Source organism: Pseudomonas sp. OV226 (genome assembly GCF_003148705.1).
GTDB lineage: Bacteria > Pseudomonadota > Gammaproteobacteria > Pseudomonadales > Pseudomonadaceae > Aquipseudomonas.
Window position 1 is genome coordinate 47,491 of the sequence record NZ_QGGS01000021.1, and the last position, 23,801, is coordinate 71,291.

The 23,801-nt window shown below is 58.6% G+C and carries 24 protein-coding genes and 1 riboswitch; of the genes, 12 read left to right on the forward strand and 12 right to left on the reverse strand.

The window, feature by feature from the left end:
* Positions 1–55: 55 nt before the first annotated feature.
* Positions 56–155: riboswitch (guanidine-I (ykkC/yxkD leader) on the reverse strand.
* Between the two features lie 283 nt (positions 156–438).
* A complete protein-coding gene (locus C7534_RS25235; RefSeq protein WP_077430740.1) occupies positions 439–696 on the forward strand; it encodes a hypothetical protein in 258 nt (85 codons plus the stop codon).
* Positions 697–864: 168 nt separating this feature from the next.
* Positions 865–1,344 carry a hypothetical protein gene (locus tag C7534_RS32955; RefSeq protein WP_109787391.1) on the forward strand — a complete coding sequence of 160 codons (480 nt, stop codon included), beginning with the start codon at positions 865–867 and terminating at the stop codon, positions 1,342–1,344.
* A gap of 51 nt (positions 1,345–1,395) precedes the next feature.
* Here the strand turns inward: C7534_RS32955 and C7534_RS25245 are convergent, their stop codons facing one another.
* Positions 1,396–2,508, reverse strand: coding sequence for an enoyl-CoA hydratase/isomerase family protein (locus C7534_RS25245; protein WP_109787392.1), 1,113 nt, complete (start codon positions 2,506–2,508; stop codon positions 1,396–1,398).
* 132 nt (positions 2,509–2,640) lie between these two features.
* On the opposite strand from C7534_RS25245, the gene ung reads away from it, so the two are divergent.
* Entirely contained in the window at positions 2,641–3,333 is a 693-nt protein-coding gene (gene ung, locus C7534_RS25250) for a uracil-DNA glycosylase (RefSeq protein WP_046029483.1), read from the forward strand.
* A gap of 28 nt (positions 3,334–3,361) precedes the next feature.
* On the opposite strand, the gene C7534_RS25255 is transcribed toward ung, so the two are convergent.
* The 7 genes from C7534_RS25255 to C7534_RS25285 form a co-directional block, all read right to left on the reverse strand.
* On the reverse strand, positions 3,362–4,249 hold the full coding sequence (locus C7534_RS25255) for a hypothetical protein (RefSeq protein ID WP_046029485.1): 888 nt from the start codon (positions 4,247–4,249) through the stop codon (positions 3,362–3,364).
* Positions 4,246–5,622, reverse strand: coding sequence for an AAA family ATPase (locus C7534_RS25260; RefSeq protein WP_052961881.1), 1,377 nt, complete (start codon positions 5,620–5,622; stop codon positions 4,246–4,248). Before C7534_RS25260 ends, C7534_RS25255 begins: the two co-directional genes overlap by 4 nt.
* Before the next feature lie 65 nt (positions 5,623–5,687).
* Positions 5,688–6,725, reverse strand: a complete 1,038-nt coding sequence (locus tag C7534_RS25265; RefSeq protein WP_046029486.1) for an AbrB family transcriptional regulator — start codon at positions 6,723–6,725, stop codon at positions 5,688–5,690.
* Positions 6,718–8,232: a tripartite tricarboxylate transporter permease gene (locus C7534_RS25270; protein WP_046029488.1), complete on the reverse strand. Its 1,515-nt coding sequence runs from the start codon at positions 8,230–8,232 to the stop codon at positions 6,718–6,720. Before C7534_RS25270 ends, C7534_RS25265 begins: the two co-directional genes overlap by 8 nt.
* Position 8,233: 1 nt before the next feature.
* Complete coding sequence (locus C7534_RS25275) at positions 8,234–8,692, reverse strand: tripartite tricarboxylate transporter TctB family protein (protein ID WP_077430736.1); 459 nt, start codon at positions 8,690–8,692, stop codon at positions 8,234–8,236.
* Positions 8,693–8,750: 58 nt separating this feature from the next.
* Positions 8,751–9,728, reverse strand: coding sequence for a Bug family tripartite tricarboxylate transporter substrate binding protein (locus C7534_RS25280; RefSeq protein ID WP_046029492.1), 978 nt, complete (start codon positions 9,726–9,728; stop codon positions 8,751–8,753).
* A gap of 39 nt (positions 9,729–9,767) precedes the next feature.
* The gene (locus tag C7534_RS25285; protein WP_109787394.1) at positions 9,768–11,057 is read right to left on the reverse strand and encodes an OprD family porin; all 1,290 of its coding nucleotides are present in this window, start codon (positions 11,055–11,057) and stop codon (positions 9,768–9,770) included.
* A 237-nt stretch (positions 11,058–11,294) separates the two neighbouring features.
* On the opposite strand from C7534_RS25285, the gene C7534_RS25290 reads away from it, so the two are divergent.
* Positions 11,295–11,966, forward strand: a complete 672-nt coding sequence (locus tag C7534_RS25290; RefSeq protein WP_007944085.1) for a response regulator — start codon at positions 11,295–11,297, stop codon at positions 11,964–11,966.
* Positions 11,959–13,347: a sensor histidine kinase gene (locus C7534_RS25295; protein ID WP_109787395.1), complete on the forward strand. Its 1,389-nt coding sequence runs from the start codon at positions 11,959–11,961 to the stop codon at positions 13,345–13,347. The genes C7534_RS25290 and C7534_RS25295 overlap by 8 nt, the downstream gene beginning before the upstream one ends.
* Before the next feature lie 56 nt (positions 13,348–13,403).
* Here C7534_RS25295 and C7534_RS25300 read toward each other — a convergent pair whose 3' ends face one another.
* A complete protein-coding gene (locus C7534_RS25300; protein WP_046029500.1) occupies positions 13,404–14,225 on the reverse strand; it encodes an HDOD domain-containing protein in 822 nt (273 codons plus the stop codon).
* Between the two features lie 35 nt (positions 14,226–14,260).
* A complete protein-coding gene (gene ygfZ, locus C7534_RS25305) occupies positions 14,261–15,202 on the reverse strand; it encodes a CAF17-like 4Fe-4S cluster assembly/insertion protein YgfZ (protein WP_046029503.1) in 942 nt (313 codons plus the stop codon).
* A gap of 148 nt (positions 15,203–15,350) precedes the next feature.
* Between ygfZ and C7534_RS25310 the strand changes: the two genes are divergently transcribed.
* Together C7534_RS25310 and C7534_RS25315 are read left to right on the forward strand one after the other, a co-directional pair.
* Positions 15,351–15,605 (forward strand): FAD assembly factor SdhE, encoded by a 255-nt coding sequence (locus tag C7534_RS25310; RefSeq protein ID WP_046029504.1) that lies wholly within the window; start codon positions 15,351–15,353, stop codon positions 15,603–15,605.
* On the forward strand, positions 15,589–16,041 hold the full coding sequence (locus C7534_RS25315) for a protein YgfX (RefSeq protein WP_109787397.1): 453 nt from the start codon (positions 15,589–15,591) through the stop codon (positions 16,039–16,041). Before C7534_RS25310 ends, C7534_RS25315 begins: the two co-directional genes overlap by 17 nt.
* Here C7534_RS25315 and nadB read toward each other — a convergent pair.
* The gene (nadB, locus tag C7534_RS25320; RefSeq protein WP_109787398.1) at positions 16,010–17,626 is read right to left on the reverse strand and encodes an L-aspartate oxidase; all 1,617 of its coding nucleotides are present in this window, start codon (positions 17,624–17,626) and stop codon (positions 16,010–16,012) included. The genes C7534_RS25315 and nadB overlap by 32 nt on opposite strands.
* 561 nt (positions 17,627–18,187) lie before the next feature.
* Here nadB and rpoE point away from each other — a divergent pair.
* From rpoE to C7534_RS25340, 4 genes are all read left to right on the forward strand, one after another.
* The gene (rpoE, locus tag C7534_RS25325; RefSeq protein ID WP_007944079.1) at positions 18,188–18,769 is read left to right on the forward strand and encodes an RNA polymerase sigma factor RpoE; all 582 of its coding nucleotides are present in this window, start codon (positions 18,188–18,190) and stop codon (positions 18,767–18,769) included.
* 30 nt (positions 18,770–18,799) lie between these two features.
* Complete coding sequence (locus C7534_RS25330; protein ID WP_046029509.1) at positions 18,800–19,387, forward strand: sigma-E factor negative regulatory protein; 588 nt, start codon at positions 18,800–18,802, stop codon at positions 19,385–19,387.
* An 8-nt stretch (positions 19,388–19,395) separates the two neighbouring features.
* A complete protein-coding gene (locus tag C7534_RS25335; RefSeq protein ID WP_109787399.1) occupies positions 19,396–20,352 on the forward strand; it encodes a MucB/RseB C-terminal domain-containing protein in 957 nt (318 codons plus the stop codon).
* A 182-nt stretch (positions 20,353–20,534) separates the two neighbouring features.
* Positions 20,535–21,959: a DegQ family serine endoprotease gene (locus C7534_RS25340; protein WP_109787400.1), complete on the forward strand. Its 1,425-nt coding sequence runs from the start codon at positions 20,535–20,537 to the stop codon at positions 21,957–21,959.
* A 70-nt stretch (positions 21,960–22,029) separates the two neighbouring features.
* On the opposite strand, the gene C7534_RS25345 is transcribed toward C7534_RS25340, so the two are convergent.
* A complete protein-coding gene (locus C7534_RS25345) occupies positions 22,030–23,463 on the reverse strand; it encodes a M48 family metalloprotease (protein ID WP_109787401.1) in 1,434 nt (477 codons plus the stop codon).
* Positions 23,464–23,561: 98 nt separating this feature from the next.
* Here C7534_RS25345 and C7534_RS25350 point away from each other — a divergent pair, with 98 nt between their 5' ends.
* Entirely contained in the window at positions 23,562–23,801 is a 240-nt protein-coding gene (locus C7534_RS25350; protein WP_046029515.1) for a sulfurtransferase TusA family protein, read from the forward strand.

Consider the following 23,801-nt stretch of genomic DNA (forward strand, 5'->3'; position numbering starts at 1 on the left):
TCTCCAGTTGATCGAGGGCGGGCAGGAGTCAACGCGGCACCGCGAACGGTGGCTTGTCTCCCGGGCTTTTGTCCCGCCGTGTAACCTCAACTGGAGGTCGCCAACTCTCGGACCAGTCACTCGCTCAGCGAGCCGGAACCCTAGTCAGCCATTGCAAATTGTGGTGCCGCGAACCTGTAATGAACTCCTGCACGCAGTTGCTAAAGCGAGAGGCGTGCCAACTCCTCTTGAGCGCTCTAGCGTGGGGGATGGCGCGTAGCCGCGTCGGTAAAGAGGCTTACGGTTGCCTTGTGATGGTGCGCGATTGCACCGCAATGGGACGCATCGCCCGCTGATCTGAAGGATTTTGCGGCACAGCACTTGATGGCGGATTCTCAGTCAAAAGCAGTGTCAGCCGGCCATTGTCGGCTGCTGTCCAGGGTCTTTTCGGAGGCCGTCATGCTGCGTCGAATCGTGTTCTATGTGTTGCTCGGTCTGGGGGTGTCTGGCTGCTACTACTACGCAGACCCTTACGATGCGTACTCCGCACCTTATTACTACCCCGGTTATTACGCGCCTTACTACTACTCGCCTTACTACAACCACGGCTATTACGGCCCGCGTTATTACGGGGGTTATCGCTACTACAACCACGGCTATCACGGCGGTCACGGCTCGCGTTATTACGGCGGTGGATATCACGGCGGACACCATTAATCAGGGGGTGAATAGATGAAAAACCTTTCATCGGACAGATGTTTCAATCTGTTTCGTGAACGCACCAGATTCAGGAAACGGAGGTCTGATCTTTCGACAGTCACCGAATAATTGACTGCCGCCTGCCAGCGTCGCTGGTACGGCTCACTCGCGGTCCAGGAGGCCGCCATGCTCTGTCGAAAACAGCTCCGCCAAATTCTGCTGATTGCTTTATCGGGATTGTCTCTTGGTGCGTGCGTGCCCTATTCCGATGGAGGAGACAGCTACTATTCAGATGGCTATACCTCGCCTGCACCCGCCTATTACGCTGGTGGCAGTTCCTACTATTCAGGTGGCGGTGGTTATTACTCGCCACCGCCCCGGTACTACGCGCCCCCCGCGCGGTATTACCAGCCAACACCGCGTTATTACTATCAGCCGCGCGTCTATCAACCGGCCCCGCGTTATTACCAATCCCGGAGCTATTACCGGTCTCATCAGAATCAGGGCTGGGACGGTCATCATCGAGGTGGCTGGAATAATGACCACCAAGGGAACCAAGGTAACTGGAACAATGGCAGCCGAGGAGGCTGGGATAATGACAATCGAGGGGGTGGACGCCATCACGACGGGCGCGGCGATCACATGGGCCGAGGCGGCAACCGGTAATCGCTCAAACAAAAGCGGCGCATCAAGCGCCGCTTTTTTTATGCCCGGATTTCAGTATTCCGACAAATCCGCCAACGGGTGCCGTCCTTCCCAGACTTTATGAAAGTGCGCCAGCACCACGGCATCCGGCACGTTGTTGATGTCCGGCCAGTGCCAGTGCGGTTTCTGATCCTTGTCGATCAACCGTGCGCGCACGCCCTCGCTGAACTCCGGATGTCGGCAGCAGTTGAGGCTCATGGTGTATTCCATCTGAAAAACCTGAGCCAGCGACAGGTGCCGGGCCCGGGCGATTTGCTCCCAGACCAGATGAGCGGTCAGCGGCGAGCCTTCACTCATGGTTTTTGCAGCACGATTGAGCAGCAGGTCGGCGCTGTCGCGTTGCAGGCTGATGGCTTTCCAGGCGCAACTCACATCACTGACGTCCAAAAGTTCGTCGATGCGCTGGCGCCGCGGTAGCCACTGGGCTTCGGGCAGTTGCGCAACCGCTTCTTGCTGCAAGGCCTTGAGCAAACTGTTGAGCTGCATCGGCGTCTGTTCCTGCCAGTTCAATTGCAGCAACCCTTCGATCAGCTCCTCCTGTTGTTCATCGAGCAAGAAGCGGTCGGCCAGGTCCAGGTCGATCGCATCGCGCCCGTTCATATGGGCGCCGGTCAGGCCCAGAAACAATCCGAGCTTGCCGGGCAGCCGCGACAGGAACCAACTGGCGCCGACGTCCGGGTACAAGCCGATGCTGATCTCCGGCATCGCCAGCCGACTGCTTGGCGTGACAATGCGGATACTCGCCCCTTGCAACAACCCCATCCCGCCACCGAGCACATAACCATGGCCCCAGCAGATCAACGGTTTCGGGTAGGTGTGCAGTTTGAAGTCCAGGCGATATTCCGCCGCAAAAAAGTGCGCGGCCAGCGGTGGCACCTCCCCGGGATGGGCGCGACAGGCCTCCACCAGGCTGCGCACTTCACCGCCGGCACAGAATGCCTTGGCGCCGTTGCCACGCATCAACACGCAGACAACTTGCGGGTCTTTGGCCCAGGCGTCCATTTGATCGCGCAGGGCGTTGATCATCGGCAGGGACAGGGCGTTGAGGGACTTTTCGGCATCGAGGCTGGCGACGCCGATGCGAGCGCCGTCGGTGCCAGTGAGTTCTTCGAAGTGCAGATTCATCGTGACCTCGATCGGGAATTTGAGGGTTAAGTATGATCGCTGTGTGGGAAAGTGCCGGATGTGCGTCAGATCAATTGACAAGCGTGATGGGCTTTCCTAGGGTTCGCCCCATTGTTTTTGCCGGATGTAACCATGACTGCTGACGACCGTATCAAACTCGAACCGAGCTGGAAGGAGGCACTGCGTGCCGAATTCGACCAGCCCTACATGGCAGAGTTGCGTAATTTCCTGCAACAGGAGCGCGCGGCGGGCAAGGAGATCTATCCACCGGGCCCGATGATTTTCAACGCGCTCAACTCTACGCCGCTGGACAAGGTCAAGGTCGTCATCCTCGGTCAGGACCCGTATCACGGCCCGGGCCAGGCGCACGGCTTGTGCTTCTCGGTGCAACCGGGCGTGCCGGCGCCGCCGTCGCTGGTAAACATCTACAAGGAATTGAAGCGCGACCTGAACATCGATATTCCCAACCATGGCTATTTGCAGAGCTGGGCCGACCAAGGCGTGCTGATGCTCAACACCACCATGACCGTGGAGCGCGCCAACGCTAACGCGCACAAGGACAAGGGCTGGCAGTTTTTCACGGACCGGATCATTGAAGTGGTCAGCCAGCAGCAACCGCACCTGGTGTTCATGCTGTGGGGCGCCCATGCCCAGAGCAAACAGAAGCTGATCGATGCCACCAAGCATCTGGTGCTGACCTCGGTGCACCCGTCACCGCTGTCGGCCTATCGCGGTTTTCTCGGATGTGGACACTTCAGCCGCACCAACAAGTTTCTTGAGCAGAATGGCGAGACGCCGATTGAGTGGCGGTTGCCGCCAGTTTGAGAGGTTTCGGTTTCGCGTAGGCAATAAATCAGGGCGTCAGCGGTTGTTTTGTTAACAGCGCCTTGATGATGAATCTGGCCATTGTTTCCGCCACTGGATAATCGGTTTGACTGAGTAAAAAAAAGGCAGACACACATGAACTGAATGCACTTTCAGGGCTGCACATCAATGCGATTGTGTCGTCATACATTTGCTTGTCTTGCGGGACGTTTCTCGACATTTGCAGTGCTAGCCAACATGTCCTGATTTCTTCGGCCCGGCGTGAAGTGAGGTCCTCATGGTTAAGCTGAAAGAACTCGATGTTGGTGACTGCACGTTCATAGGCGGGGCCGGAGTTGTGTTTCGGAACGGCTAGCACGCCATTGAAGGTGATGATGTCTTGAGGGTCGTCGGCGTCGGTCATTGAAACCGGATAGAGCAACAGCGCCGACTCATCCTGCATGTCCGCCGGATCGCCGTTCTGAGTGTCGCGATTGCCGCGAATCGGAAAGTAGCTCGACTTGAGCGTGGAGTTGCAGCGGGTGCAGGCAATGGCATAGTTCAAGTGATGGTAAGCGAGCTTGTAATACCCGACTTTGCTGCCTGCACCAGTCGTCCAGGCAGGTTTGAATTTTTTCCAGTGCTCGACGTTGTGGTTGGGCCAGGTCTTGACTTCGCTTTTGGGGCGATAGTGTTCCACTTCATGGACTTTGCTCGCCAATACCGCGCCTTGAAGCTTGGTCTCGCAGTACGCGCATTTTTCGTGCTGCAGCGTAATGTAGACCTGTTTGATTTCTCCCCAGAAGTCCGAGTCATCGGTATAGCCGCCCGCATCGACGTAGTGCTGGGTTCGCTGCTGGGCACGACCCAACCAGTTCGGTTTCTTGCCGTTGATTAATGCAATCAGCTCAGCTTCCGAAATGGGGTAACGGATCATTCTTTGGACTCTGCCTGCTTACTGCGCTGCGGTTGAGCAACAACTTCAGGCTTGGCTTTGACAGCGCGCGGGCGTCGAACACGAGCAGTGGCCACTTGGACCTTTTGCGGTTTTGCCATGTCTTCGAAGGACATGCCTTCGGCGAGCACTCTCAGGTAGTCGACAGAGGCTTTAACATTGCCCGACACCGCTCGACGAGCCAGTTCGTTGAGCTTATCCGCCACGGGCGCCGCCCGAGTGCTATCAAGGCCGAAGTAGGGCGACAGCAGAATTTGCTCGGCGCTTTTTCCACGCACATGTTCGGGCAGCCGCTTGACAATGGTCGAGCCGTTTTCCTCTGCCAGCACAAACAGGTTTTGCGACATCAATGAGCCGACGACCAACGGACTATGGGTCGTCAGGATGAACTGAACATTCGGGAGTGCCTTGGCCAGTGTGGGCACTACGCTGCGCTGCCATTCGGGATGCAGGTGCAGATCGATTTCATCGACCATGATCACGCCGCGCATTTCTCTCAGTTTCAAGCCACTGGCGATACCTTTACAGACGTGGAACAGCATGTCGCCGATCCAGCCGATATAGGCCCTGTAACCATCAGACAAGGCGCGGAAGGGCAGAACGATGCCGTTCATTTCGAACAAGTGTTCACGGCCCGTTGGCTGCGTTTGAATTTGGCAGGCCGGTGGCAGCAGTTCATTGATCAGATTGATAACTTGCTTGTAACGGCCCTTGTTTTCCACGGAAAAGGCCGGCAGCCAGTAAGACAGCGGCATGAGCGTCAGGTGGTCTTCGAAAAGGCCTGCAACGCGTTCGTAACGACGTAGACGGGACCGGGTTCGGGCACTTTCATCCACCCGTGCGGATGCTTCCACACGGCGGGTAGCTCCATATCCGACAATGAAAAAGGCCGGGCTTTTTTCATCGAGCTGCATCGCCTCGATCGTTTCATCCGCGCTCTTTGGCGACATATGCCAGCTCATCCGCTCTACCGAGCTGACCGTGCGGACTTCGGTACTCACTGAAAACGTTTCGGGCATGAGGTCCGTCGCAGCTTTCAGCGGTCGTTCTTCTACGGTCGAGATGATGTCGGCGGTCAGAATGGCTGTGTTTTTCTTGAGGTTGACCTTACCGGCGATCTTCGCCGGAGCACGCCGGATCAAGCCTTCAGGTACAAAACCAGAGTTGCCGCTCAGCAACGGTCCGAGTACCGCAAGTGCAACAGCTTTTAGAATGCTGGTCTTGCCGAGACCATTGTCCCCCAGCAATACGTTGACGTTAGGGTATTGGAGGTCTTTGGTGCCCGGCAGATTGAATTCAAGGGTGGCCTTCTCGAAAGACCGCAAGTTTTCTATCTGTAGTTTGCTGATGTGCATCTAATCACCTCTCCCGAAGCAGAGATGGTAGCAAACTCTTTCCTGACGGGTATCACAAGCCTCCGCTAAGGCATGCTCTCGCGGTTCCAGTATTTGAACAACGGCTCGGCCAGAAACAACACAAACAACAACCGCATCACCTGCATCGCCGTTACCAGCGGTACTGACAATTGCAGGGTCTCCGCCGTCAGGCTCATCTCCGCGATCCCGCCGGGCATCATGCCCAACGTCAATGAACGCAGATCCAGATGAGTCAACGCACTCAACCCCAAGGCAGCCGCCGTGGCAATCAACATGGTCAGCACTGTGCCGATCAAGGTCCGGCCCATGAAGGAAGGCGCGCGCCGGAAAAACTGACGGTTGAAGTGACAACCCAGGCCGCTGCCAATCAGCCATTGGCCGATCTGGCTGCCGCCGTGTGGCAAACCGATATGCAGATCCCAACCGATGCTCACCGCCGCACTCACCAGCAACGGCCCGAACAACCATGGGTTGGGTTGACGCAAACGCTCCCAGAGCCACGCCGCCAGGGCGCCTGCCGGGAATAAAAAGGCCAGCCACCGCCAGTCGACGGCCGTTGCGTGCAACACCGGCGCGCCGTCACCCAGCAAGTATTTGAAGGCTGCCGGTACGCACAGCACCACCACCAGCACCCGCAGGCTTTGCCCTGCCGCCACGCGACTGAGCACTGCGCCATTGCGCGCGCCGAGGTTGACCATCTCGCCGGAGCCGCCGGGCATGCTGGAGAAAAATGCGGTGGCGCGATCCTCACCGGTACGCCGCATCAACCATACGCCGACCACGGCGGACAGGCTGGTGACCAACGCACCGAAGAAGATCAAGCCGAAGTGACTGAGTACCTGCTCCATCACCACCGGGGTGAAGTGCAGGCCGATCCCGATTCCGACGATCCACTGGCCGCACTTGCGGCCGCCAGGGATTTCCGCCAATTGCCAGGGCGTCAGGCAGCGCACCAGGATGATCGCCAGCAACGAGCCGACCATCCAGGGCAGCGGCCAGCCGATCTGGCTGGCGAGGTAACCGCCCAGCAGACCGACCAGCGGAGTTCCCCACCAGGCTTTGAGCGGTGTTCGATCAGACATCGGCGATTGCGCGCTGAGCGGCCGAACGTTTGCGCCAGATCCGCAGCAGTGGCATCAGCAGCATGATCGCGGTCAGGACCCAGCAACCGAAGGTGATCGGGCTGGACCAGAGTATTTCCAGTGCACCGTTGGAAATCGACAGGGCGCGACGCAGGTTCTGTTCCATCAGGCCGCCGAGGATGAAGCCCAGCAGGATCGGCGACAACGGGAAATCCAGCTTGCGCAGGATGTAGCCGAAGATACCGATGCCGATCATCAGGAACAGGTCGAACGTGGTGGCGTGCACCGCGTAGACGCCAATCCCGGTGATGATTGCGATCACCGGCACCAGCGCCCAGTTCGGCACGGCGAGGATGCGGGTGAAGATGCGGATCATCGGGATGTTGAGGATCACCAGCATGATGTTGGCGACGAACAACGAGGCGATCAGGCCCCAGACGATGTCGGGTTGCTGTTGGAACAGCAGCGGCCCCGGCGTGATGTTGTACAGCGACAAAGCGCCGATCATCACCGCCGTGGTGCCCGACCCCGGAACGCCGAGGGTCAGCATTGGCACCAGAGCGCCGCATGCTGCGCCACCGATGGCGGTTTCCGGTGCCGCGAGGCCACGCATATCACCCTGGCCAAACGTGCCTTTGGCCCCGGCGATGCGTTTCTCGGTCATGTAGGCCACGGCGCTGGCCAAGGTTGCGCCGGCACCCGGCAACACACCCATGATGAAGCCCAGCACGCCGCAACGCAGGTTCACCACGAACACTGCCGAGGCTTCCTTGAAGTTGAACATCATGCGGCCGGTGGCTTTCACGGCTTCCTGGCCATGATGGGTTTTTTCCAGCAGCAGGAGGATTTCGCTGATGGAGAACAGGCCCAACACCAACACCACGAATTGAATGCCGTCAGTCAGGTGGATGTTGTCCCCGGTGAACCGGTACACGCCGCTGTTGGCATCGATACCGACGCTCGACAGAAACAGACCGATCAACGCAGCGATAAAGGTTTTCAGCGGTCGGTCACCGGCCATGCCACCCAGGCAGACAATGGCGAACACCATCAACACGAAGTACTCCGCCGGGCCAAAGGCAATCGCCCATTTCGCCAGCAGCGGGGCGAACAGCACCATGCCGCAGGTGGCGATGAACGCACCGATGAACGAGCTCCACGCGGACAACGACAGTGCGACACCGGCCAGGCCTTTGCGGGCCATCGGGTAGCCGTCGAGGGTGGTCATGACGGTAGAGGCTTCGCCGGGAATGTTCAGCAGGATCGAGCTGATCCGCCCGCCGTATTCGCAGCCCAGGTAAACCGCCGCCAGCAGGATCAGTGCCGATTCCGGTGGCAGGCCGAGGGCGAATGCGATCGGGATCAACAACGCCACGCCGTTGATCGGACCCAGGCCCGGCAACAAGCCAACGACGGTGCCGATCAGGGTGCCGCACAGGGCAGTCACCAGGTTGTACGGGCTCAGCGCAACGCCGAAACCCTGACCCAAATAGCCAAGAGTATCCATATCAGTTCTCCAGAACATCGAGCACGCCAAGCGGCAGCGGCACGTCCATCAACTTGTCGAACAGCAGATAAAGGCCGACGGCCATTAGCGTGATGATCACGATGCTGGGCAACCAGCGGCCGCCGTACAGGCGCGCCATCGGGATACCGATCAAGGTGCTGGCGACAATGAAACCCAGGGGTTCGAAGGTGCCGGCGAATACCAAGAGCAACACGACGCAGATGCCGATTTTGGTCAAGGTTTCGCGGTCCATCGGTGGTGCATCGTCGTCATGTTTGATCGGCGCCGGACGAAATACCATGTACAGCAGCGCCAGGCCCATCAGCCCGAGCATCAACAGTGGAAAGGCCCGAGGCCCCACCGGTTCGTAGGAAAATGCCGCTTGATACGGCCACGCCATCAGCGCCAGGCCAGCGCAGGCCAGCAACAGCACCGCAGCAAAAATGCGTTGTAAGAGCATGGGAAACTCCTGTGCCGCGACCCCGCGAAACGGGGCCGCAGCCGCTAGACAGAGGCGATCACTGGATCAGGCCGAACTCTTTGGCCAGCACTTTGTAGTCCGCAACCTGCTTCTTCACGTAGGTGTCCAGCTCCGGGCCGGTCATGGCGAACGGGAACAGTTCACGCTGATCGCGCAGCTTGGCGAAGTCTTCGGAAGCCAGGAGCTTGTCGAAGGCAGCTTTCCACCAGGCGTAGTCTTCGTCGCTGACTTTCGGCCCGAGGTAGAAGCCGCGAACCACTGGCCAGACAATGTCGTAGCCTTGTTCTTTGGCGGTCGGGATGTCTTTCATTTCCGGCTCGTCCAGACGCTTTTCGGCGAACACGGCCAGCAGGCGCATGTCGCCGCTCTGGATGTGCGGCATGGAGTCGGAGATGTCGGTGCTGCCGACCTGGATGTGGCCGCCGAGCAGGGCGGTGGCGATTTCACCGCCGCCTTCGAGCGCCACGTAACGCAGGTCACGCGGGTTGATCCCGGCGGCCTTGGCGATCAGTGCGGTTTGCATCCAGTCCTGGCTGCCGACGGTGCCGCCGGAACCGATCACCACTTTGCTCGGATCTTTTTTCAGCGCCTGAACGAGGTCGTCCAGAGTCTTGTAAGGCGAATCGCTTTTAACCGCGATGGCGCCATAGCTGGTGCCAACGGCGGCGAGCCAGCGCACGTTGGTTTCATCAAAACGCCCGAACTTGCCTTGGGCCAGGTTCAGCAACGAACCGCTGGACCAGGCCACCAGCGTGCCGGCATCGGCGGGACGCTGGGCGACCACCGCGTTGTACGCTACCGCGCCGACACCGCCGGGCATGTAGGTCACGCGCATCGGTTTGGTCAGCAGCTTTTCGTTGACCAGCGCGCTCTGCGCCAGTTTGCACGTGAGGTCGAAACCACCGCCCGGCGAGGCCGGGGCGATGCATTCCGGACGCTTGGGTTCGGCCATCAATTGACCGGCAAACAGCATGCAACTGGCGGCGAGAGCAACTTTACGCATTGATAGGTTCATTCAAGTCTCCTTGGGAGTTGTTGTTATGGACGTGCTGAATTACCAAAGGGCAACGCTATAGCTCACCAGCAGACGCACTTCGTCGGCATCGCGAGCGGAGTAGTTGGAGCGGTAGGTGGCATTACGCAGGCGCACGGCGACATCCTTGAGAGCGCCGCTTTGTACTACATATTTAATCTCGGAGTTGCGTTCCCACTCTTTGCCTTCGTCACCGTTCTTGAGCTTGATGTTGTCACCGCTCACGTAACGGCTCATGAAGGTCAGGCCGGGAATGCCGAGCCTGACGAAGTCGAAGTCATAACGTGCTTGCCAGGAGCGTTCTTCGGCACCGGCAAAGTCGTTGATCTGTACAAAGTTGACCAGGTAAGGGTCGGCGCCATCGACATAAGGGAACGCGCTGTCACCGGACATGTGCTGATAACCGGCGCTGAACTTGTGCCCACTCAAGGCGTAGCTCACCAGGCCATTGAGGGAGGTGTTGTCGATCTTGCCGCCACGGGCTTCGCCGTCATCATCACTGATGGCCAGGCGCAGGTCGGTGCCAAAAGTGCCGGGGCCGAATTTTTCCGAGGCCACCATGCCGAGGAAGTGCTGGCTGTAGACGTTATCGAGTTGCGCGAAGTAGTAACTGCCGGTGATTTTGTCGGTGAGCTTGTAGTCCACGCCGCCAAAGTCGAAGTGGTTGCCGGTGACGGTGCCGGCAAAACGGCTGTTCTTGTTGTTGAGGGCGATGTCCTGGTAGTCAGTGCTGTCGCGATCCTTGGCTTTGTCGAGACGCCCGCCGGTGAAGCTCAGGTTCTTCAGCTCTTTGGAGTTCAGCAGCCCGCCTTCAAAGGTCTGCGGCAGGATGCGCCCGTCGTTGGGCTTGAGGATCGGCATTTCCGGAATCAGGCTGCCGATTTTCAGTTCCGTGGCGGAGATTTTCACTTTGCCGGTCAGGCCCAGCTTGGAGTACTCGCCAACCGCGCGCCCGTCATCGGTCGGCAGCAGGCCGGTGCCGGTACGGTCGGGGCTCGAATCGAGCTTGATCCCCAGCATGCCCAATGCATCCACCCCGAACCCTACGGTGCCATCGGTGTAGCCCGATTGCAGATTGAGCATGAAGCCTTGTGCCCATTCGTCTCGCTTGGATTGCTGGGCGCTGGTGCCATCGCGAAAGTCGCGGTTGAAATACATGTTGCGGGTTTCAAGTGTTGCCGTACTGTCTTCGAAGAAGGCAGCCTGGCTCAACGGCGAAAAGCCGGCAAGAGCGGCGGCACTGGCAAGCGCGGTGTGGCTGAAACGGGAGAGGCGGGCAGGCGCAAGAGCCTGGGTCTGCAAGGACTGCATGGGTGTCGTACTCCGTTTATTGTTCTTATTTGTCGAAAACGCTTCGAGGCGTTTTTCGGATCGCTGTGTGGCAGCAGCGACGGCAGTCGAAACTGTCCGTGACTCGACTCTAACGGGCTAACCTTTCGCTAGCCTTTCAGCAGACTTTCACGGTTTTCGGGCTTCACAGCAGCGGTTGCGGCTGTAAACTCCGCGCCAAAGAATGGCGTCGACCATCCCTGAATGAGGAAAAGATCCATGCGTGTTCTGCTCGTCGAAGACCATTTGCAGTTAGCCGAAAGTGTCGCCCAGGCGCTCAAGAGCACAGGGCTGACCGTGGATGTGCTGCACGATGGCGTGGCCGCAGACCTGGCCTTGAGCAGCGAGGAGTACGCCATGGCCATTCTCGATGTCGGCCTGCCGCGCATGGATGGTTTTGAAGTGCTCGCGCGCTTGCGTTCGCGGGGGAAAAACCTGCCGGTGCTGATGTTGACCGCTCGCAGTGACGTCAAGGATCGGGTTCATGGCCTGAACCTTGGCGCTGACGATTACCTCGCCAAACCCTTTGAACTGACTGAGCTCGAAGCGCGGGTCAAAGCCCTGTTGCGCCGCAGTGTGCTGGGCGGTGAGCGTCAGCAGCGTTGCGGTGTGCTGGCCTATGACCTGGACACCCGGCGTTTCACGCTGGGCGAAGAGTTGCTGACCCTGACCTCGCGTGAACAGGCTGTCCTGGAAGCGTTGATTGCCCGGCCGGGTCGGGTGATGAGCAAAGAGCAGTTGGCCTCCCAGGTGTTTGGTCTGGACGAAGAAGCCAGCCCGGACGCCATCGAAATCTATGTGCATCGCTTGCGCAAGAAACTCGATGGCCAGCCGGTCGCCATCGTGACCTTCCGTGGTCTTGGCTACTTGCTGGAAAGCCGCGATGCATAAGCCCAGCAGCCTGCGCTGGCGGTTGCTGTGGAACCTTGCGCTGTTGCTGGTGGTGTTAATGCTGGCCAGCGGCTTGAGTGCGTACTGGAATGGTCGCGAAGCGGCCGACACCGCCTATGACCGTACGTTGCTGGCGTCGGCGCGAACGATCGCGGCAGGTGTCTCCCAGCGTGATGGAACGCTTAGCGCCGACGTGCCTTACGTGGCGTTGGATACGTTTGCCTACGACAGTGCCGGGCGCATTTTTTACCTGGTCAATGACATCCACCAGAATTTGATTTCCGGTTACGAGAACCTGCCCGCGCCGCCTCCGGGAACGCCTCGCACTGATGACTACCCGGCGCTGGCACGTTTTTACAACGCCACGTATCGGGGGCAGAACGTGCGGGTGGTCAGCCTGCTCAAGCCGGTCAGCGAGCCGAACATGAATGGCATGGCGGAAATTCGTGTGGCGGAAACCGATGAGGCGCGGGTCAGCATGGCGCGCAGTCTGGCCGCCGACACGTTGCTGCGCCTTGGCATGCTGGCGATTGGTGCGCTGCTGTTGGTTTGGTTTGCGGTGAGTGCGGCGTTGCGTCCGCTGGAGCGCTTGCGCACGGCCGTGGAGGAGCGCCAGCCCGACGATTTGCGACCGTTGCCGTTGGTGGAAGTGCAGCGCGAGTTGTGGCCGCTGGTGCGCGGGCTCAATCACTTTACCGAGCGGTTGCGCGAGCAGTTTGAGCGCCAGGCCCAGTTCATCGCCGATGCCGCCCATGAGCTGCGTACGCCGCTGGCGGCGCTCAAGGCGCGCCTTGAGCTTGGCCTGCGCACGAATGAACCTGAAACCTGGCGCAGCACCCTGGAAAGCGCCGCCCAGGGCACGGATCGCCTGACTCACCTTGCCAACCAATTGCTCTCGTTGGCTCGGGTCGAAAACGGTGCCCGGGCGATTGCCGAGGGCGGTGCCCAGTTGCTGGATTTGAGTCAGTTGGCGCGCGAATTGGGCATGGCCATGGCGCCGTTGGCCCACGCGCGCGGTGTTGCCCTGGCACTGGAAGCGGACGAGCCGGTGTGGCTGCGCGGTGAGCCGACGCTGTTGAACGAGCTGCTGAGTAATCTGCTGGATAACGCCCTGGCTCATACGCCGTCGGGCGGCAATGTGATTTTGCGGGTCATGACGCCGGCGGTGCTGGAGGTCGAAGATGATGGCCCGGGGATTCCGGTCGATGAGCGGGATCGAGTGTTCGAGCGCTTTTACCGGCGCAATCAGCAGGTGGCCGGGTCGGGGCTGGGCCTGGCGATTGTCGGCGAGATCTGCCGTGCGCATTTGGCGCAGATCAGCCTGCACGATGGTGAACCGTCAGGATTGAAGGTTCGGGTGAGTTTTATTGCAGGAGAGTGAACACATCGTGTGTGGTGAAGGGGAGCAATGGAGGTAAGCCCCCCTCGCTATATAGGCTAGTAAAACATCGAACGCGACTCTTCCAGTTCCTTGCACATCGCCTCGTTCTGCGGATCAATCCCAAGCTTCTTGAATGAAGGCACGTTGAACGCATCGATTTTTGCGAGTGGATGGTCGGTGTCCTTGTGGCAGTACAGGCTGGCCACTTGCACCAGATCGACATAATCGACCTGCCCGGATTGACGGTTGAAGTCCAGGTACATCCCCGGCAGCTTCGCCAGCAATTCCGGAAACTCCCAGACCTTGAGCAGTTTTACGCCGATCAAAGGGTGAATGTGGTCGATCACATGGTTGAGGCTGACCGGGTCGGACAGCAGTTCATAGTGATCTTCGGCGTACGTCAAAATCGGCAACACGCCAATCTGATGCACCAGGCCGCCGAGTGCCGCCTGGTCGGGTTTGAGTTGTGTGTAACTGCGGCACAGCGCATAGCTGACCCCGGCGATTTCCAGGCTTTTGCGCCAGACATCGCGCATTTTCTGTGCGACCACCTCGGAGCGGGCGTGGAAAATCTGTTCCATCACCAGGCCGATCGCCAGATTGCTGCTGTAATTGATGCCCAGCCGCGTGATGGCGGTGTGCAGGTCGTTCACTTCCTGAGTGGCGCGCAGCAGCGGGCTGTTGACCACTTTGATCAGGCGCGCCGACAGCGCCGTATCGCGGCCAATTACTTTGCTCAGGGTGCTGACACTGATTTCCGGGTCTTCAGCGGCCTTGCGAATCTGCAGGGCCACTTCCGGTAATGTTGGCAGAACCAGGTCATCGTTATCGATGGCCTCAACCAAATCCTGTTGGACCTTTTCCGCCAGATCGCTCATTTCTTTTCTCTAGGGTGTTGCAACAAATGCTGCGGTTAGCGCTGGATTTCTAGATCGCGATCCAGTGAGTAAGGCAGGTCGAGCAAGTTCAGTGCAGGTCCTTCCAGGGCACCGAGATGAATGTCCCCGCCCTCGGCCGCTTCGGCTTGCAGCACGGCCAGGAGTTCAATGGTGTGTTCAGCATTGGCAGCCAGGACTACTTCGCCGATGGAACTGCCGTGGCTCGGGGAAAACAACGGCGTGCCAGGGGCCGGCAGTTCGCTGGCCTCCAGGGTCAGACGATACAAGCGACGCTTGAGTTTGCCCAGGTACTGCATGCGCGCGACGATTTCCTGGCCGGTGTAGCAGCCTTTCTTGAAGCTCACGCCGCCGACGGCTTGCAGATTGAGCATCTGCGGAATGAACAGCTCGCGTGTTTCCGGCATGACCTGACCGATCCCTGCGCGGATCTGGCCCAGCAGCCATTGGTTCAGATTGCCTTCGGCCAACAGGGTGGACAGCTTGCCTTTGATTGCGTCGGCTTGATCGGCGGCGACCCACAGTTCAGCGCGATCCGGCGAGACGCGGATGGCGATCAGGCCTTCGTGACGCACGACACTGTCGGTGTCTGCCGGTAATTCAAGACCGAGACTGCTCAGCGCGGTATCGCCATGGTCGATCCCGAAACGGACCCAGGCGGCGCTTTCGTCGGTCAATTTGGATTTGGAGAACACGGCGTACTTTTTCAGGTCAGCCAACTGCGGTTCCAGCAGTTCGGTAGCCATGGCCAGCACAACGCCGTCGCTTTCCAGCAGGATGCGGAAACTCGACTGCATCCGGCCTTTTTGCGTGCAGCGTGCGCCAAGGCTGGCCTGGGTATCGCTCAAGTAATTGAGGTTGCAGGTCAATTGGCCTTGCAGGAATTTACCAGCATCCACGCCGCGGACCGCGAGAACGCCTTCGTGAGACAGGGTGCAGAAAAAAGCAGAATCGGCCATGAGTCATCGCAGGGTAAAGAGTCTGGGGGACATCATAAGGTGGCGCCCTGGAAATGGGTAGTTCACAAAAGGAGGTGGTGCCCGACCAAAGCCGACTGTTCGACGCTGTCCGGGGCTGTATACTTGCCGCCTATTTGAGGAGCGCTCCATGGTCGAAGATGTTGAACTGAATCGCCTCTACTGGCACAGCCGCCGCGGCATGCTTGAGCTGGACGTGTTGCTGGTGCCGTTTGTGAAAGAAGTTTATGCGCACCTCAACGAAGTAGATCGTGCCTGTTACGTCCGGCTGCTCGAATGCGAAGATCAGGACATGTTCGGCTGGTTCATGGAACGCACCGAATCGGAAGATCCAGAGCTTCAGCGCATGGTTCGCATGATCCTGGACCGTGTCCAGCCCAAGTAATATGTTCGAATGCCGCTGGCATGCCTCTCGGCAGTTGCTGGCGGCGTATGGTGTGGCCCAGCTGTTCGCGCTGGGTTCGTTGATTCTTCTATCCATACCGGCCTGGGCCAGCCTGCTCGGCATTGCGCTGTGCGCGGCTCACGGTTTTTGGGTGTTACCCAGACAGATCTTGCTCAAACACCCACAGGCCTTCTGCGGCTTGCGCCGGGTCGCCGATGGCTGGCAATTGTGGAATCGGGCCGCGGGTTGGCAAGCCGTGCAGTTGCGCCCGGACAGCTTGGCGCTGCCATTGATCGTGGTGCTGCGGTTTCGCCTGCGTGGCGAACGGCGGATCAGGTCGATCTGCGTACCCCGCGACTCGCAGGCGGCGGATGTGCACCGACGCCTGCGGGTTCGCCTCACGTTCAGTCGGCGTAGGTGGGCGGCACCAGAATAGTGTCCAGGGCAACCGGGAGCATGTTGGGGTAGTCGAGGGTGTAATGCAGGCCCCGGCTTTCCTTGCGCGCCATGGCTGACTGGATCATCAGTTCCGCTACCTGAGCCAGGTTACGCAATTCGATCAAATCACGGCTGACCTTGTAGTTGCTGTAGAACTCGTCAATTTCGTCCAGCAATAGCTGCACACGGTGCTGGGCTCGTTGCAAGCGCTTGTTGGTGCGCACGATGCCGACGTAGTCCCACATGAATCGCCGCAGTTCATCCCAGTTGTGCGCGATGATCACGTCTTCATCGGAATCGGTCACCTGGCTCGCATCCCAAATGGGCAGGGCGACTGGAATCGACACGTGCGGCAACTGCTCAAGAATGTCCGCTGCCGCCGAACGGGCATAAACGAAGCACTCCAGCAACGAGTTGCTGGCCATGCGGTTGGCGCCGTGCAGTCCGGTAAAACTGGTTTCGCCAATGGCATACAGCCCCGGTACGTCGGTGCGACCGTTTTGATCAACCATCACGCCGCCACAGGTGTAGTGCGCCGCTGGCACTACCGGAATCGGTTGCTTGGTGATGTCGATGGAAAACTCGAGGCAGCGTTCGTATACCGTCGGGAAGTGGGTCTTGATGAACGCTTCGGGCTTGTGGCTGATGTCCAGATAGACACAATCGACACCCAGGCGCTTCATTTCATGGTCGATGGCCCGGGCCACGATGTCCCGTGGTGCCAGTTCTGCGCGCGGGTCGAAGCGTTGCATGAAGCGATCGCCATTGGGCAGCTTCAAGTGCGCACCTTCGCCGCGCAGGGCTTCGGTGACCAAGAAGCTTTTTGCCTGCGGATGGTAAAGGCAGGTGGGGTGAAACTGGTTGAATTCCAGGTTCGCCACCCGGCAGCCAGAGCGCCAGGCCATGGCGATGCCGTCGCCGCAGGCTCCGTCGGGGTTGCTGGTATACAGGTAGACTTTGGCCGCGCCGCCGGAGGCGAGGATGACGAAGCGCGCGCCGTAGGTATCGACTTCGCCGGTCCCGCGATTGAGGACATAGGCGCCGAGGCAGCGGTCGCCCTCAAGGCCGAGACGTTTTTCGGTGATCAGGTCCACCGCGACCCGCTGTTCCAGCAATTCGATGTTCGGGCGTTGCCTGGCTTGGGCCAGTAGTGTTCTGAATATCGCAGCACCCGTTGCATCCGCAGCATGAATAATGCGCCGATGACTGTGGCCACCCTCGCGGGTCAGGTGAAACTCGAAGCCGCCGTCTTCGGTGCCGGATTGTTCATCGCGGGTAAAGGGCACGCCTTGGTCGATCAACCATTGGATCGCCTCTTTACTGTGCTCGACGGTAAAACGCACAGCGTCTTCATGGCACAGGCCACCGCCGGCGTTGAGGGTGTCATCGACGTGGGACTCGACGGTATCGGAGTCATCCAGAACGGCTGCAACGCCGCCCTGGGCCCAGAATGTCGAGCCGTTGGCGAGGTCGCCTTTGCTCAGTACCGCAATGCGCAAATGACCAGGCAAGGTCAGAGCAAGGCTCAAACCGGCAGCACCGCTGCCAATGACCAGAACATCGTGTTGAAACTGTTGGCTCATTTCAGGATTCCGCTCAAAGCGACCCGGGTCGGGGTTGGCGCGAGACTGCTGTAACGGCGAGTCAGGGCGGCCACACAGCCCACTAGTATATAGAGGGGTGGGGCGGCACAATACCCGTGCACACATGGCATTGTGAAACTACTGTGACGGGAAAAACCTGACGCTTCGTCGGATGGTTTTTTGAACGGTTCGACGACAAGACGACTGTATCGTCGATTTAACAGTATTTTTCTATTCACGGTTGCACAATGTCGGTGCCGTCTGGTTATAAATATTTGGAACTTTTGCCAAGGGCTCAAGATCAATAGACGGTTGCCTGATTCAAGGGACAGTGTCGGCTTCAGGTGCAGGATCTGCGGGTTGGATCCTTGCCGGCGAATCCGATGACAAGATTATTCGCGCAGCCGGGGAATCTCGCGCTGCGTTTTTCGTGCGTGCCGAATCAGAGCGCGCAGGAAACTTGCTTGGAGGGGGAGAACTTTTGCGAAAAGCCCGAGTCTATGTTTGCAAGTCCGGTCGTTTAGTAATGCAAGCCTCCTCCGAGCTTATCGAGGAGTGTTCATGCTAACCCAGGAAGAGGATCAGCAGCTGGTCGAGCGCGTTCAACGCGGCGACAAGCGTGCTTTCGATCTGCTAGTGCTGAAATACCAGCACAAAATTCTCGGGTTGATCGTGCGTTTCGTGCACGACACCCATGAAGCCCAGGATGTGGCACAAGAAGCCTTTATCAAGGCATACCGTGCACTTGGAAATTTTCGCGGGGACAGCGCGTTTTACACGTGGCTTTACCGCATCGCCATTAACACGGCGAAAAACTATCTGGTTTCACGCGGCCGCCGGCCGCCGGATAGCGATGTCAGTTCCGAGGATGCAGAGTTCTACGATGGCGATCATGGCCTCAAGGATCTCGAGTCGCCAGAACGCGCGTTGCTGCGGGATGAGATCGAAGGCACCGTCCATCGAACCATCCAGCAACTGCCAGAAGATTTACGTACGGCATTAACTTTACGTGAATTCGATGGTCTGAGTTACGAGGACATTGCGGCGGTCATGCAGTGTCCGGTGGGTACCGTGCGCTCCCGGATTTTCCGCGCCCGGGAGGCCATCGATAAAGCCCTGCAGCCGTTGTTGCAGGAAAACTGAGACAGCGGCGATAGCCAAGAGAGGAACGCCATGAGTCGTGAAGCCCTGCAGGAATCGCTGTCCGCAGTGATGGATAACGAAGCGGACGAACTGGAATTGCGTCGGGTACTGAATGCCTTTGACGATGTTGAAACCCGTGAAACCTGGGCTCGTTACCAAATCGCTCGGGCAGTCATGCACAAGGACTTGTTGCTTCCACGCCTGGATATCGCTGCGGCAGTATCGGCTGCATTGGCCGATGAAGCCGTGCCGGCAAAAGCTTCCCGTGGTCCTTGGCGCAGCCTGGGTCGTCTGGCAGTCGCTGCATCGGTAACACTTGCTGTGCTGGCTGGCGTTCGTTTGTACAATCAGGACGAGATCGCTGGTGTAGAACTGGCTCAGCAATCCAATCAACCGGGTCTGGCCGTTCCTCAGGTCAAGGGTCCAGCTGTATTGGCAGGCTACAATGAGAGTTCGGAAGCCACTGGCCCTATGGCCAACGGCGTATTGCAAGGTCAGCCAGGCTGGCACGATCAGCGTCTGCCAAGCTACTTGCGCCAACATGCTCAACAGGCTGCATTGAAAGGCACTGAAAGTGCGCTGCCTTATGCTCGTGCAGCAAGCCTGGAAAACCGTTAAGGAGGATCATGCGCTCCATACCTCTACTTTCGCTTCTGCTCGCAGGCTGGATTGTTGTTCCAGCCCACGCTGATGAAGCCCAGGACTGGTTGACCCGCTTGGGTCAGGCCGAGCAACAGCAAAGCTTTCACGGCACATTCGTTTACGAGCGTAACGGTAGTTTTTCTACCCATAACATCTGGCATCGCGTCCAGGATGGCAAAGTCCGAGAGCGTTTACTCCAGCTTGACGGCTCCGCACAGGAAGTCGTACGCATTGATGGGCATACTCAATGCGTTAGCGGCACCCTGATAGCAGGACTTGGGGATACTCCCAACTCCGCTGCTCGTGCACTGGATCCCCAAAAGTTAAAGAATTGGTATGACCTTGCCGTCATTGGCAAGTCGCGTGTGGCTGGGCGTGCCGCGGTGATTGTTTCACTGACGCCACGTGATCAGCACCGATACGGTTTTGAGCTTCATTTGGATAAAGAGACCGGCCTGCCGCTCAAGTCATTGCTACTCAATGACAAAGGGCAGTTGCTGGAGCGATTCCAGTTCACGCAACTGGACACCGCCGAAGTGCCATCAGACCAGGATTTACAGCCCGGCGCCGAATGTAAGGCCATCACTTTTGACAGTGACAAGGCTTCCGCCGTTAAAGTGGCTCAAGTCTGGCATTCGGACTGGTTACCACCCGGTTTCGAGTTGACCAGCAGCAGTGCTAGAAAGGATCCGCAGACCAAGACCCAGGTCAATAGCCTGATGTATGACGACGGTCTGGCGCGGTTCTCGGTATTTCTCGAGCCATTGAATGGCGCAACTGTGACGGACACTCGCACACAATTGGGACCAACCGTTGCTGTATCCCGGCGCCTGACCACGCCTCAAGGCGAAATGATGGTGACCGTGGTCGGTGAGATTCCGATTGGCACAGCTGAACGGATCGCGCTCTCCATGCGCAACGATGCCACTGCAACCCAGTAGTGAGCCGATTTCGAAATGTTTGGTGAGCATTTCAAGTTGCAAACAAACCAGAATTTTTCTATAGGTCAGAGCCTCACGGCTCTGGCCTTGTTTTGTTGTTCCCGGAACAAAAATACCGGCGTATTGTTCCCGGTGTTCCTTGCTCCATATCGCTTAACCATGCTCGTCGTAACGGGAGCCGTATGTCGATACCACGCTTGAAGTCTTACCTTTCCATTTTTGCCACCGTGTTGGTCCTCGGTCAGGCGGCTGCTGTTCAAGCAGTCGAGTTGCCTGATTTCACCCAGCTCGTCGAGCAGGCCTCGCCTGCCGTGGTGAATATCAGTACCACCCAGAAACTGCCGGACCGCAAAGTGTCCGGGCAAATGCCGGACCTTGAAGGCCTGCCACCAGCGCTTCGCGAGTTCTTCGAGCGGGGCATGCCTCAGCCGCGCTCCCCTCGCGGTGATCGCCAGCGTGAGGCGCAGTCTCTGGGCTCGGGTTTCATCATCTCGCCTGATGGCTACATTCTGACCAACAACCATGTGATCGCCGATGCCGACGAAATCCTCGTCCGTCTGGCTGATCGCAGTGAGCTGAAGGCCAAACTGGTCGGCACTGATCCGCGCTCCGACGTGGCGCTGCTGAAAATCGAAGGCAAAGACCTGCCGGTCCTTAAACTCGGTAAATCCCAGGACCTGAAAGCCGGTCAGTGGGTTGTCGCCATCGGTTCGCCGTTTGGTTTCGACCACACCGTGACCCAAGGCATCGTCAGCGCCATCGGGCGCAGCCTGCCGAACGAAAACTATGTGCCGTTCATCCAGACCGACGTGCCGATCAACCCGGGTAACTCCGGTGGTCCGCTGTTCAACCTGAATGGCGAAGTGGTCGGGATCAACTCGCAGATCTACACCCGCTCCGGGGGCTTCATGGGGGTATCGTTCGCGATCCCTATCGATGTCGCGATGGATGTTTCCAACCAGTTGAAAGACGGCGGCAAAGTCAGCCGAGGCTGGTTGGGTGTGGTGATTCAGGAAGTGAACAAGGACCTGGCCGAGTCGTTTGGTCTAGAGAAACCGGCCGGTGCGCTGGTGGCTCAAATCCAGGATGACGGCCCGGCGGCCAAGGGTGGTCTGCAAGTCGGCGACGTCATTCTGAGCATGAACGGTCAGCCGATCATCATGTCGGCCGATCTGCCACACTTGGTGGGTGCGCTGAAGGCGGGCGCCAAGGCGAATCTTGAAGTCATTCGCGAAGGTAAGCGCAAAAACGTCGAGCTGACGGTTGGCGCGATTCCTGACGAAGGCAAAGAGCTGGATGCAACGCCTAAATCGGGCGTTGAAATCAGCAGTAATCGTTTGGGTGTTTCCGTCGCCGAGCTGTCTGATGAGCAGAAGAAAACCTACGACCTCAAAGGTGGTGTGGTGATCAAGGAAGTGCAGGAAGGCCCTGCCTCCCTGATTGGCTTGCAACCGGGTGACATCATCACTCACCTGAACAACCAGGCCATCGGCTCCAGTAAGGAGTTCACCGAGATTGCCAAGGCACTGCCGAAGAACCGTTCGGTATCGATGCGGGTTCTGCGTCAAGGTCGTGCCAGCTTCATCACCTTCAAACTGGCTGAATAAACCGGTTGTCGACTGAATAAAAAACCGCCTCGAAAGAGGCGGTTTTTTTGTGCCTGGATTTTGCTGAGCGTCAGCCCATCATGTCCTTGATCATGCGCTCCTGTTCCATCAGCTCGCGTTGACGTGCATCGATACGCGAAGAAAGCGGGAAGTTGCTGCCGGCCTTACGCTTGGCGAAATCGAGCTGTTGAATGGCCTGGCGATAGTCGCCAACCAGCGCAAAGTACTCTGCGCGAGCCTGATGCAAGCCGATGATGTTGCCCGACAGGCCGCGAGTCTCCGCCACCTGATACCAAACATCCGGATCGTCCGGGCGCGACTTGAGCAGGCCTTCCAGGGCCTTCTCAGCATCGGCGGTGCGGTTCTGTTTCAGCAGCAAATCGACACGTATCTGATTCAGCGGGTAGTTGCCGGGGTATTGCGTGAGCATCCGGTCGACGCGTGATTGAGCGTCCGGCAGTCGATTGTTGGTGATGTCCAAATCGACCTGCGCCAGATTGTAGATGATCTCATTCGGTGATTTTGCCAGTAGCAGCTTGAGGTTCTCCCGAGCTTCATTGAGCTGGCCACCCTTGATTTGCGCGATCGCCAAACCGTAGCGCGCGACATCGTTTTTCGGGTTTTCCTCAAGCAAGGCACGGAAGCGCTTGGCGCCCAGGCCTGGGGTTTCTTCATAAATCAACTGGACCCGCGCACGAATCAGCTGATAACGCATCGTGTCTTCAATGCCGCCCTGTGGGGCTTGTTCGGCACGGTTGCGGGTGTCGGCGATCCGCGATTCGGTAACCGGGTGAGTCAGCAGAAATTCTGGTGGCTTGGCGTCATAGCGGTATTGGCGCCCCAGGCGCTCGAACATGCTCGGCATTGAGCGTGGGTCGTAACCGGCTTTTTCCAGATTGAGGATACCGATCCGGTCGGCTTCCTGTTCATTCTGACGCGAGAAACGCCGCTGTTCCTGAATCGCCGCCGCTTGCGTACCGGCAATGGTCGCAATCCCCGCATCGCCAGCACCGGCCGCCGCAATCACGATCCCGGCCAGCAGGGCGGCCATCATCGGCACCTGCATACGCTTTTGGGCTTCAACGCCACGGGCAAAGTGGCGTTGCGACAAGTGAGCCAATTCGTGAGCCAGTACTGACGCGTATTCGCCCTCGGTCTGCGCATTGAGGAACAAGCCGCCATTGACCCCGACAATCCCGCCGGGCGCCGCGAAGGCGTTGAGCTGTGGACTGTTGATCAGGATGAACTCCAGGCGCCGGTCATTGACCTGGCTGGTTTCCACCAGTCGGTAAACGCTGGATTCGACGTAATCCTTGAGTTGTGGGTCGTTGAGCTGCGCGACCTGGCTGCGCAACAGCGCCAGCCAGGCACGGCCCAACTGATATTCCTGTTGCGGCGAGACGATGGCAGAACTGGCGTCGCCGAGTGACGGCAGGTCGTCGGCAAAGCCCGGTGAGGCGAGCAGGCAAGCGAGCGTCAGCAGGGTAGGGCGCAAAAAAGTCATGCACAAAGCCTTAGTCGACAAAGACCTTACTGTAGCCGGACACTTGGCTTGCGACCAGATATTCTAGGCAACTCAACCACCAGACCCGGAGTGAAGCAATGACTGACACAGTAGCCCATGACGCCGAACTGGACGCCAGCGGCCTGAATTGTCCATTGCCGCTGCTCAAGGCCAAGATGGAGCTCAATCGCCTGGCCAGCGGCGCGGTGCTCAAGGTCATCGCCACGGATGCAGGTTCTCAGCGCGATTTTCGCACCTTTGCCCGATTGGCCGGTCATACGCTGCTTCGCGAAGAAGATGAGGCGGGTGTTTACCGCTACTGGTTAAAAAAAGCCTGA

Bases quoted from the DNA above. Each gene is read 5' to 3' on its own strand.
- C7534_RS25235 (WP_077430740.1), top strand. From the start codon at position 439: ATGCTGCGTCGAATCGTGTTCTATGTGTTGCTCGGTCTGGGGGTGTCT.
- C7534_RS32955 (WP_109787391.1), top strand. From the start codon at position 865: ATGCTCTGTCGAAAACAGCTCCGCCAAATTCTGCTGATTGCTTTATCG.
- C7534_RS25245 (WP_109787392.1), bottom strand. From the start codon at position 2,508: ATGAATCTGCACTTCGAAGAACTCACTGGCACCGACGGCGCTCGCATC.
- ung (WP_046029483.1), top strand. From the start codon at position 2,641: ATGACTGCTGACGACCGTATCAAACTCGAACCGAGCTGGAAGGAGGCA.
- C7534_RS25255 (WP_046029485.1), bottom strand. From the start codon at position 4,249: ATGATCCGTTACCCCATTTCGGAAGCTGAGCTGATTGCATTAATCAAC.
- C7534_RS25260 (WP_052961881.1), bottom strand. From the start codon at position 5,622: ATGCACATCAGCAAACTACAGATAGAAAACTTGCGGTCTTTCGAGAAG.
- C7534_RS25265 (WP_046029486.1), bottom strand. From the start codon at position 6,725: ATGTCTGATCGAACACCGCTCAAAGCCTGGTGGGGAACTCCGCTGGTC.
- C7534_RS25270 (WP_046029488.1), bottom strand. From the start codon at position 8,232: ATGGATACTCTTGGCTATTTGGGTCAGGGTTTCGGCGTTGCGCTGAGC.
- C7534_RS25275 (WP_077430736.1), bottom strand. From the start codon at position 8,692: ATGCTCTTACAACGCATTTTTGCTGCGGTGCTGTTGCTGGCCTGCGCT.
- C7534_RS25280 (WP_046029492.1), bottom strand. From the start codon at position 9,728: ATGAACCTATCAATGCGTAAAGTTGCTCTCGCCGCCAGTTGCATGCTG.
- C7534_RS25285 (WP_109787394.1), bottom strand. From the start codon at position 11,057: ATGCAGTCCTTGCAGACCCAGGCTCTTGCGCCTGCCCGCCTCTCCCGT.
- C7534_RS25290 (WP_007944085.1), top strand. From the start codon at position 11,295: ATGCGTGTTCTGCTCGTCGAAGACCATTTGCAGTTAGCCGAAAGTGTC.
- C7534_RS25295 (WP_109787395.1), top strand. From the start codon at position 11,959: ATGCATAAGCCCAGCAGCCTGCGCTGGCGGTTGCTGTGGAACCTTGCG.
- C7534_RS25300 (WP_046029500.1), bottom strand. From the start codon at position 14,225: ATGAGCGATCTGGCGGAAAAGGTCCAACAGGATTTGGTTGAGGCCATC.
- ygfZ (WP_046029503.1), bottom strand. From the start codon at position 15,202: ATGGCCGATTCTGCTTTTTTCTGCACCCTGTCTCACGAAGGCGTTCTC.
- C7534_RS25310 (WP_046029504.1), top strand. From the start codon at position 15,351: ATGGTCGAAGATGTTGAACTGAATCGCCTCTACTGGCACAGCCGCCGC.
- nadB (WP_109787398.1), bottom strand. From the start codon at position 17,626: ATGAGCCAACAGTTTCAACACGATGTTCTGGTCATTGGCAGCGGTGCT.
- rpoE (WP_007944079.1), top strand. From the start codon at position 18,188: ATGCTAACCCAGGAAGAGGATCAGCAGCTGGTCGAGCGCGTTCAACGC.
- C7534_RS25330 (WP_046029509.1), top strand. From the start codon at position 18,800: ATGAGTCGTGAAGCCCTGCAGGAATCGCTGTCCGCAGTGATGGATAAC.
- C7534_RS25335 (WP_109787399.1), top strand. From the start codon at position 19,396: ATGCGCTCCATACCTCTACTTTCGCTTCTGCTCGCAGGCTGGATTGTT.
- C7534_RS25340 (WP_109787400.1), top strand. From the start codon at position 20,535: ATGTCGATACCACGCTTGAAGTCTTACCTTTCCATTTTTGCCACCGTG.
- C7534_RS25345 (WP_109787401.1), bottom strand. From the start codon at position 23,463: ATGACTTTTTTGCGCCCTACCCTGCTGACGCTCGCTTGCCTGCTCGCC.
- C7534_RS25350 (WP_046029515.1), top strand. From the start codon at position 23,562: ATGACTGACACAGTAGCCCATGACGCCGAACTGGACGCCAGCGGCCTG.